An 8,890-nucleotide genomic window follows, 5' to 3' on the forward strand; every position below is an offset into this window, starting at 1 on the left:
GCGCCGGTTCCTCTCGGCCGTCGAGGCACTGCCGGACCTGCAGGCGGGCGCGTTGGGTGCGCTCAACATCACCGTCGGACCCCTGGTGCTCGACAAGGCGCCGACGATCCCACCGGGGATCTTCGGATGAGCGGACTGATCGGCAGCGCCGTGCCCGCGACCGAGAAACGCGCCCGGTTACGGAGCGGCCTGCAAGGCGGTGTGCTGCAACGGTATCCGGGCGCGTTCTCGCCGCTGGTAGCCAAACTCATCGCCGAGATCGGGTTCGACGGGGTGTACGTGTCCGGCGCGGCACTCTCGGCCGACCTGGGGCTGCCCGACGTCGGCCTGACCACCTTGACGGAGGTTAGCGGGCGCGGGGCGCAGATCGCGTCGGTGACCGACCTGCCCACCCTGATCGACGCGGACACCGGCTTCGGGGAACCGATGAGCGCCGCCCGCACGGTGACGGTGCTCGAAGACGCCGGACTGGCCGGCCTGCACCTGGAGGACCAGGAAAACCCGAAGCGCTGCGGGCATCTCGACGGCAAGGCGGTGGTGCCGGCCGCCGACATGATCAAGCGGTTGCGGGCCGCCGTGGCCGCCCGCCGCGACCCCAACTTCGTCATCTGCGCCCGCACCGATGCCGCCGGCGTGGAAGGCCTGGCGGCCGCGATCGACCGGGCCAAGGCCTACGCCGACGCGGGCGCTGACCTGATCTTCACCGAGGCCCTGCGCGGGCCGGCGGAGTTCCAGCGGTTCCGCGACGCGGTCGACACCCCGTTGCTGGCCAATATGACCGAGTTCGGCAAGTCGCCGCTGTTGACCGCCCAGCAGTTGTCCGACATCGGCTACAACGCCGTCATCTACCCGGTGACGACGCTGCGGCTGGCCATGCGCGCCGTCGAGTTGGGATTGCGCGAAATCGCCACCAGCGGAACGCAATCGGGGATTCTCGACAACATGCAGCACCGAAGCCGGCTCTACGAGCTACTCCGCTACGCCGACTACAACCAATTCGATTCCGAGATCTACAACTTCGCCCTGCAAGGAGTCACGCCGTGAGCACCGTGGAAGACAACCAACCGCGCGTCTACAAGGGTTTGGCCGGTGTCGTCGTCGACACCACGGCGATCTCCAAGGTGGTCCCGGAGACCAATTCGCTGACCTACCGCGGCTACGCCGTGCAAGACCTCGCCACGCAACGCAGCTTTGAAGAGGTGGCGTACCTGCTCTGGCACGGCGACCTGCCCGACGACCAGCAACTGGCGTTGTTCGCTCAGCGGGAACGCGCCGCGCGCCGGCTGACCCGGTCCCAGCTGTCGCTGCTGGCCAAGCTGCCCGACAACTGTCATCCGATGGACGTGGTGCGCACCTTCATCAGCTCGATGGGGGCCGAAGATCCCGACGAGGACGACAGCAGCGAACAGGCCAACTACGGCAAGGCGCTGCGGATGTTCGCCGCGTTACCCACCATCGTCGCGGCCGACATGCGCCGGCGGCGCGGCCTGGAACCCATCGCCCCGCACAGCCACATGAACTATGCGGAGAACTTCCTGCACATGTGCTTCGGCGACGTCCCCGAGCGGGTCATCGTGGACGCCTTCGAGCAGTCGATGGTGCTCTACGCCGAGCACAGCTTCAACGCCTCAACCTTCGCGGCGCGGGTGGTCACCTCCACGCAATCCGACATCTACAGCGCGGTGACGGCCGCCATCGGCGCACTTAAGGGGCCGCTACACGGCGGTGCCAACGAGGCGGTCATGCACGACATGCTCGAGATCGGCAGTGCCGAGCGGGCGTCGGAGTGGTTGCGCGGCAAGCTGTCCCGCAAAGAGAAGGTCATGGGCTTCGGCCACCGGGTGTACAAGAACGGTGACTCGCGGGTGCCCACCATGAAGGCGGCGCTCGACCGGGTGGCGGCGGTGCGCGACGGGCGCAAGTGGCTCGACATCTACACCGTCCTGGAAAAGGGTATGGCCGAGGCCAACGGCATCAAGCCGAACCTGGATTTCCCCACCGGGCCCGCGTACCACCTCATGGGTTTTGACATCGGCGCGTTCACACCGATATTCGTGATGAGCCGGATTACGGGGTGGACGGCCCACATCATCGAGCAGACCGCGTCCAACGCGTTGATCCGTCCCCTCAGCGAGTATGTCGGACCGCCGCAGCGGGCTCTATCGTAAGTACCGTGTTCGCCAAAGTGTTGGTCGCCAATCGCGGGGAAATCGCGATTCGGGCGTTCCGTGCCGCCTACGAGCTCGAAATCGGGACCGTCGCGGTCTATCCCTACGAGGACCGTAACTCGGTGCACCGGCTCAAGGCCGACGAGTCCTACCAGATCGGCACCGAGGGCCACCCGGTCCGCGCCTACCTGTCGGTCGAGGACATCGTCGCGACGGCCCGGGCGTGCGGGGCGGACGCCATCTACCCCGGCTACGGTTTCCTGTCGGAGAATCCGGACCTGGCGGCGGCGTGCGCCGCGGCCGGCATCACCTTCGTCGGCCCGAGCGCCGAGGTGCTGGAGCTGACGGGCAACAAGTCCCGGGCGATCGCGGCGGCGCGGGAGGCCGGCCTGCCGGTGCTGAGCTCCTCGGCGCCCTCGACATCGGTGGACGAGCTGCTGGCGGCCGCCGAGTCGATGACGTTCCCGGTGTTCGTCAAGGCGGTCGCCGGCGGTGGCGGCCGCGGCATGCGGCGGGTCGCCGATAGCAGCTCGTTGGCCGAAGCCATCGAGGCGGCCAGCCGCGAGGCGGAATCGGCGTTCGGCGACGCCGCGGTGTTCCTCGAGCAGGCCGTGATCAATCCGCGGCATATCGAGGTGCAGATCCTCGCCGACACCCAGGGCAACGTGATCCACCTCTACGAGCGGGATTGCAGTGTGCAGCGGCGGCACCAGAAGGTCATCGAGTTGGCACCCGCGCCCAACCTCGATCCCGCGGTCCGCGAACGCATCTGCGCCGACGCGGTGGCGTTCGCCCGCCACATCGGCTACTCGTGCGCCGGCACGGTGGAGTTCCTGCTGGACGAGAACGGCCGGCACGTGTTCATCGAAATGAACCCCCGCATCCAGGTGGAGCACACGGTCACCGAGGAGATCACCGACGTCGACCTGGTGTCGTCGCAGCTGCGGATCGCCGGCGGGGAGACGCTCGAAGACCTTGGCCTGAGCCAGGATTCCATCGTGCCGCACGGCGCCGCGCTGCAGTGCCGCATCACCACCGAGGACCCGGCTAACGGGTTCCGCCCGGACACCGGGCGGATCACGGCCTACCGCACCCCGGGCGGCGCCGGGATACGGCTGGACGGGGGCACCACGCTGGGCGCGGAGATCAGCGCGCACTTCGACTCGATGCTGCTCAAGCTCACCTGCCGGGGCCGCGACTTCCCGACGGCCGTGCGGCGAGCGCGCCGCGCGGTCGCCGAGTTTCGCATCCGCGGTGTGTCCACCAACATCCCGTTCCTGCAAGCGGTTCTCGACGATCCGGACTTTCGCGCCGGGCGCGTGACGACGTCGTTCATCGAGGAACGCCCGCAGTTGCTCACCGCGCGCAGCTCCGCCGACCGCGGCACCAAGATCCTCAACTACCTGGCCGACGTCACCGTCAACAAGCCGCACGGGGAGCGCCCGTCACCGGTCTACCCACACGACAAGTTGCCCGACATCGACCTGTCGGCGGCCCCGCGGGCCGGTTCCAAGCAGCGACTGGCCGAGCTGGGGCCGGAGCGCTTCGCCGCCTGGCTGCGCGAGTCGCGCGGTGTCGGCGTCACGGATACCACGTTCCGCGACGCGCACCAATCCCTGCTGGCCACTCGGGTGCGCACCAGCGGCCTGATGATGGTGGCGCCCTACCTCGCGCGGACCATGCCGCAGCTGCTGTCCGTCGAATGTTGGGGTGGCGCAACGTACGACGTCGCCCTGCGGTTTCTCAAGGAGGATCCGTGGGAGCGGCTGGCCGCGCTGCGGGAGGCGATGCCCAACATCTGCCTGCAGATGCTGCTGCGCGGACGCAACACCGTTGGCTACACGCCCTATCCCGAAGTGGTCACGTCGGCCTTTGTCGAGGAGGCGACGGCGACCGGCATCGACATCTTCCGAATCTTCGACGCCCTGAACAACGTCGACTCGATGCGGCCCGCGATCGACGCGGTCCGCGAAACCGGGTCCGCCGTCGCCGAAGTGGCGATGTCCTACACCGGCGACCTGAGCGACCCCGCCGAAACGCTCTACACGCTCGACTACTACCTGAAGCTGGCCGAGCAGATCGTGTCCGCGGGCGCCCACGTCCTTGCCATCAAGGACATGGCCGGGTTGCTGCGCGCCCCCGCCGCCACGACGCTGGTCTCCGCGCTCAAGTCCCGGTTCGACCTGCCGGTGCACGTGCACACCCACGACACCCCGGGCGGGCAGTTGGCCACCTACGTGGCGGCCTGGCACGCCGGGGCCGACGCCGTCGACGGCGCCGCGGCGCCGCTGGCCGGGACCACGAGCCAACCCGCGCTGTCGTCGATCGTGGCGGCCGCCGCACACACCGACCACGACACCGGCCTGTCGCTCACCGCGGTGTGTGACCTGGAGCCCTACTGGGAGGCGCTGCGAAAGGTGTACGCGCCGTTCGAATCCGGGCTGCCGTCACCGACCGGGCGCGTCTACCGCCACGAGATCCCGGGCGGCCAACTGTCCAATCTGCGGCAGCAGGCCATCGCGCTGGGGCTCGGGGATCGCTTCGAGGACGTCGAAGAGGCTTATGCCGGGGCCGACGCGATCCTCGGGCACCTGGTCAAGGTGACCCCGTCGAGCAAGGTGGTCGGCGACCTGGCGCTGGCGCTGGTGGGTGCGGGCATCAGCGCGCAGGACTTCGCCGAGGACCCGGCCCGCTACGACATCCCGGACTCGGTGATCGGTTTCCTGCGCGGTGAGCTCGGCGACCCGCCCGGTGGGTGGCCGGAACCGTTGCGCACCAAGGCGTTGGAGGGCCGCGGGCCGGCGAAGCCGGAGCAGGAGCTGGCGGCCGACGACGAGCGGGCTCTGGCCGTGCCGGGTGCCGATCGCCAGGCGGCGTTGAACCGCCTGCTGTTCCCCGGGCCCACCCAAGAGCTCGACGACCACCGCGAGCAGTTCGGCGACACCTCGAGGCTGAGCGCCAATCAATTCTTCTACGGGCTGCGCCAGGGCGACGAGCATCGGGTCGAGCTGGAACGCGGCGTGGAGTTGCTGATCGGGTTGGAGGCCATCTCCGAGGCCGACGAACGCGGCATGCGCACGGTGATGTGCATTCTCAACGGACAATTGCGCCCGGTCGTGGTGCGCGACCGCAGCATCGCGGCGGACGTCCCGGCCGCGGAGAAGGCCGACCGCGCCAACCCGGACCAGGTCGCCGCCCCGTTCGCCGGTGTCGTCACCGTCACGGTGAGCGTCGGCGACGACGTCGAGGCCGGGCAGACGGTCGCGACGATCGAGGCCATGAAGATGGAGGCGGCCGTGACCGCGCCCAAATCCGGGAAGGTCGCGCGGGTCGCGGTGTCGCAGACCGCCCAAGTCGAGGGCGGCGACCTGTTGGTGGTGCTGGGCTAGCGGTTGCGGGCGACCAGGGCCGCCCGGGCCAGCGTCTGCTGGGCCTGCTTGACGTGCGCCGCGTCGACGAGCACGCCGTTGACCCCGACCGCCCCACGGCCGTTGGCCTCGGCCTCGCGGTAGGCGGCGACGTTGGTTTCGGCGCGGGCGATTTCGTCGGCGGTCGGGGCGTACACCTCGTTGGCGACGGGCACCTGGTCCGGATGGATCGCCCACTTGCCCGTGTAGCCGAGCAGCGACGCGCGTCGGGCGTCGCGTTCGTACCCGGTGAGGTCCCGGTAGTCGGGATAGGGGGCGTCGATCGCGTCGATGCCGGCGATCCGCGCCGCCACGATCACCTTGTTGCGCGCGTAAGCCCAGAATTCCCCGGGATATTCGCCGAGTGGGGCGAAGTTAGTGTCCACCCGTGCGCCCTGGGACAGCGAGAAGTCGCCGACACCGAAGATCAGCGCATCCAGCCGCGGGCTGGCCACAGCGATCTCCTCGGCGTTGGCCAGGCCCTCCACCTCCTCGATGAGCGCCTCGAGCCGAATCTGCTTGCTCAGCCCCAGCTTCGCCTCGAGCTGGGTGAGCAGCACGTCCACCCACCAGACGTCGCGCGCCCGGCGGGGTTTCGGGACGATGATGGTGTCCAGGTTCTCGCCGGCCCGGGTCACCACCTCGACGACGTCGTCGTGGCACCACTGGGTGTCGAGTCCGTTGATCCTGATCGCCCGCGCGGTGCGGCCCCAGTCGATCTCGTTGAGCGCGGCGATGGCCTTGGCGCGGGCCGCCTCCTTGAACGCCGGGGCCACCGCGTCCTCGAGGTCCAGGAACACCAGGTCCGCGCCGCAGCCGGCGGCCTTGGCGAACATGTTGTCATTGCTCGCGGGCACCGCGAGCTCGGAGCGGCGGAGCAGGTCGGTCATCGAAGTCCCTCGGTCACAGCACCCCGCGGGCGCGTAGGTCGTCAATCTCGTTGGGCGTCAGGCCGAGCAGTTCGCCATACACCTCGACGTTGTGCTCGCCGAGGTCGGGACCCAGACGCTCGACGGAGCCGGACGCCGCCGAGAACCGCGGGACCGGCGCCTGCACGGTCATGGACCCGAGCTGTTCGTCGTGCACCGAGACGAACACCTGCCGGTGCGCCAGCTGTTCGTCCGCGACGAGGTCGCGGATGTCGTACACGGGTGCGGCGGCGACCTCGTGCGCCTCGAACACGGCCATCGCCTCCGAAAGCGTCTTGGTGGCAACCCATTCGGCGACCACGTCGTCCACCTCCCGGGCCCGTGCCAGGCGGCGTTGCGGGTCGGAGAAGTCGGGGTCGGCCACCAGGTCGTCACGCCCGATTGCCGAGAACACCCGCAACGCCAGCGCCGGCGAACTGCCGGACATGGCCAGCCACCGCCCGTCCGCGGTTTGATAGGTGTTGCGAGGAGCGGAGATGTCCCAACGGTTTCCGGACCGTTCGGGTACCAGACCCAGTTGGTCGTAACCCAGCAGCGTCTGCTCGAGCAGACGGGCGAGCGGGTCGATCAGGTTCACGTCGATCAACTGACCCGGACCGCCGTGCACGTCCCGGTGGTAGAGCGCCATCATCACGGCATAGGTCGCGTTCAGCGAGGCCACACCGTCGGCCAGCATGAACGGCGGCAGCGTCGGTGGCCCACCGGCCTGGCCGGTGATGTGCGCGAAGCCGCTCATCGCCTCCCCGAGCGTGCCGAAGCCCGGGCGCTCGCTTTTGGGGCCCGTCAGCCCGTACCCCGTGATGTGCAGCATCACGATGCGCTCGTTCACGGCGCGCAGGCTCTCATAGTCCAGGCCCCACTTGCGCAGGGTCTGCGGCCGGGTGTTGAAGATGGCGACGTCGGCGTGCTCCACCAGTCGGCGCACCAGCGCCTGCCCCTCGGCGCTGCGCAAGTCGAGCGTCACGGCGCGTTTGTTGCGGGACAACGACTTCCACATCAGCCCGACGCCGTCGCGCTGGTTGCCCCAGCCACGAATCGGATCGCCGCTGCGCGGATCCTCGACCTTGATGACATCGGCCCCGAACTCGCCGAGGTAGGTGGCTACCAGGGGGGCCGCCGCCAGGGTGGCGAGGTCGAGCACGCGTACACCGTCAAGCATGCGCACCGGCGGTCACCCTCGTGCTCGTCGGCCGGTCCAGTCCGAGGTGTCCGCGCAGCGTAGTCGACTCGTATTCGGTGCGGAACAAGCCGCGGCGCTGCAGTTCGGGCACCACCATGCGGACGACATCCTCGAAGGCGCCCGGTAAATGCGTTGCGGCCAAGACGAATCCGTCGCACGCACCGCTTTGGAACCAATCGGCCATCTGGTCGGCGACCTGCTCGCCGGTGCCGACGAAGCGTGGGCCCTGCAGCAGGGTGGCGCGATGGTTGGCGAGATCGCGGAGCGTAACCGTGTCCCCACCGATATGGGTGCGCAGGTTTTGCACCAGCCCCCGGATGCCGGACACCGACGCCAACAGTTCATCGGTCACCGGATCGTCGAGATCATGCTGAGCGAAGTCGTAATTCATCAACTCCGACAGCAGCGTCAACGACGCCATCGGATGGACCAGATCGTTGAGGAACAACGCTTCGCGCTCCTTGGCGTGGGCTTCGGACTCGCCGACCACAGCGTAGGCCATGGGGCAGATTCGTACCTTGCCGGGATCGCGTCCGGCGTCGGCGATGCGCTCCTTCTGGTCGGCGTAGTGGCTGCGGGCGATATCGATGCCCGGGTCACCGGTGAAGATCAGTTCCGCCCAGCGTGAGGCGAATTCGCGACCCCGGCCCGACGACCCTGCCTGGATGATGACCGGCCGGCCCTGCGGGGTTCGCGGCACCGTCAGCGGTCCACGCGCGGAGAAGAAGCGGCCGACGTGGCCCAGCTCGTGCACCTTCGCCGGATCGGCGTATTGACCGGCCACCCGGTCGTGCAGGATGGCGTCGTCCTCCCAGGTGTCCCACAATCCGGTGACCACATCCATGAATTCGTCGGCGCGGTCGTAGCGTTCGTCGTGCCCGAGGTGGGCGTCGACGCCGAAGTTCTGGGCCTCGCTGTCGTTGACGGATGTGACCACGTACTATGCGCCGTTTCACGTCGCCCGCACCTTCGCCACCCTCGACCACCTGTCCGGCGGCCGGGCCGCGTGGAACGTGGTCACATCCGTCAACGACAGCGAGGCCCAGAACTTCGGCGTCGACGCCCACCTCGGGCACGACGAACGCTACGACCGCGCCGACGAATTCATGGATGTGGTCACCGGATTGTGGGACACCTGGGAGGACGACGCCATCCTGCACGACCGGGTGGCCGGTCAATACGCCGATCCGGCGAAGGTGCACGAGC

At 68.8% G+C, this 8,890-nt stretch carries 6 protein-coding genes and 1 pseudogene; 4 read left to right on the forward strand and 3 right to left on the reverse strand.

What is annotated here, in order from left to right; all coding sequences use genetic code 11:
* The first annotated feature begins 126 nt into the window (after positions 1 to 126).
* From prpB to A5714_RS13215, 3 genes are read left to right on the forward strand one after another with little or no spacing between them, the layout of a single operon-like run.
* On the forward strand, positions 127 to 1,044 hold the full coding sequence (prpB, locus tag A5714_RS13205; protein ID WP_068285766.1) for a methylisocitrate lyase: 918 nt from the start codon (positions 127 to 129) through the stop codon (positions 1,042 to 1,044).
* Positions 1,041 to 2,168, forward strand: a complete 1,128-nt coding sequence (locus tag A5714_RS13210; RefSeq protein WP_068285769.1) for a bifunctional 2-methylcitrate synthase/citrate synthase — start codon at positions 1,041 to 1,043, stop codon at positions 2,166 to 2,168. The genes prpB and A5714_RS13210 overlap by 4 nt, the downstream gene beginning before the upstream one ends.
* Before the next feature lie 5 nt (positions 2,169 to 2,173).
* On the forward strand, positions 2,174 to 5,557 hold the full coding sequence (locus A5714_RS13215) for a pyruvate carboxylase (RefSeq protein WP_068285772.1): 3,384 nt from the start codon (positions 2,174 to 2,176) through the stop codon (positions 5,555 to 5,557).
* On the opposite strand, the gene A5714_RS13220 is transcribed toward A5714_RS13215, so the two are convergent.
* From A5714_RS13220 to A5714_RS13230, 3 genes and pseudogenes are all read right to left on the reverse strand, one after another.
* The gene (locus A5714_RS13220; RefSeq protein ID WP_068285774.1) at positions 5,554 to 6,465 is read right to left on the reverse strand and encodes a CoA ester lyase; all 912 of its coding nucleotides are present in this window, start codon (positions 6,463 to 6,465) and stop codon (positions 5,554 to 5,556) included. The genes A5714_RS13215 and A5714_RS13220 overlap by 4 nt on opposite strands.
* A 13-nt stretch (positions 6,466 to 6,478) precedes the next feature.
* Entirely contained in the window at positions 6,479 to 7,663 is a 1,185-nt protein-coding gene (locus A5714_RS13225; RefSeq protein WP_068285778.1) for a CaiB/BaiF CoA-transferase family protein, read from the reverse strand.
* Positions 7,656 to 8,621: pseudogene (locus tag A5714_RS13230) on the reverse strand (NtaA/DmoA family FMN-dependent monooxygenase); the annotation flags it as partial. The pseudogene A5714_RS13230 and the gene A5714_RS13225, both read right to left, overlap by 8 nt.
* On the opposite strand from A5714_RS13230, the gene A5714_RS13235 reads away from it, so the two are divergent.
* The coding region (locus tag A5714_RS13235; protein ID WP_231975883.1) for an LLM class flavin-dependent oxidoreductase at positions 8,614 to 8,890 on the forward strand (277 nt) is incomplete at its 3' end. The pseudogene A5714_RS13230 and the gene A5714_RS13235 overlap by 8 nt on opposite strands.

The organism is Mycobacterium sp. E2462 (assembly GCF_001672685.1).
GTDB lineage: Bacteria > Actinomycetota > Actinomycetes > Mycobacteriales > Mycobacteriaceae > Mycobacterium.

What these genes read in the sequence shown, in the direction of transcription:
- prpB (WP_068285766.1), top strand. Translation starts at nt 127, where the DNA reads ATGAGCGGACTGATCGGCAGCGCCGTGCCCGCGACCGAGAAACGCGCC.
- A5714_RS13220 (WP_068285774.1), bottom strand. Translation starts at nt 6,465, where the DNA reads ATGACCGACCTGCTCCGCCGCTCCGAGCTCGCGGTGCCCGCGAGCAAT.
- A5714_RS13225 (WP_068285778.1), bottom strand. Translation starts at nt 7,663, where the DNA reads ATGCTTGACGGTGTACGCGTGCTCGACCTCGCCACCCTGGCGGCGGCC.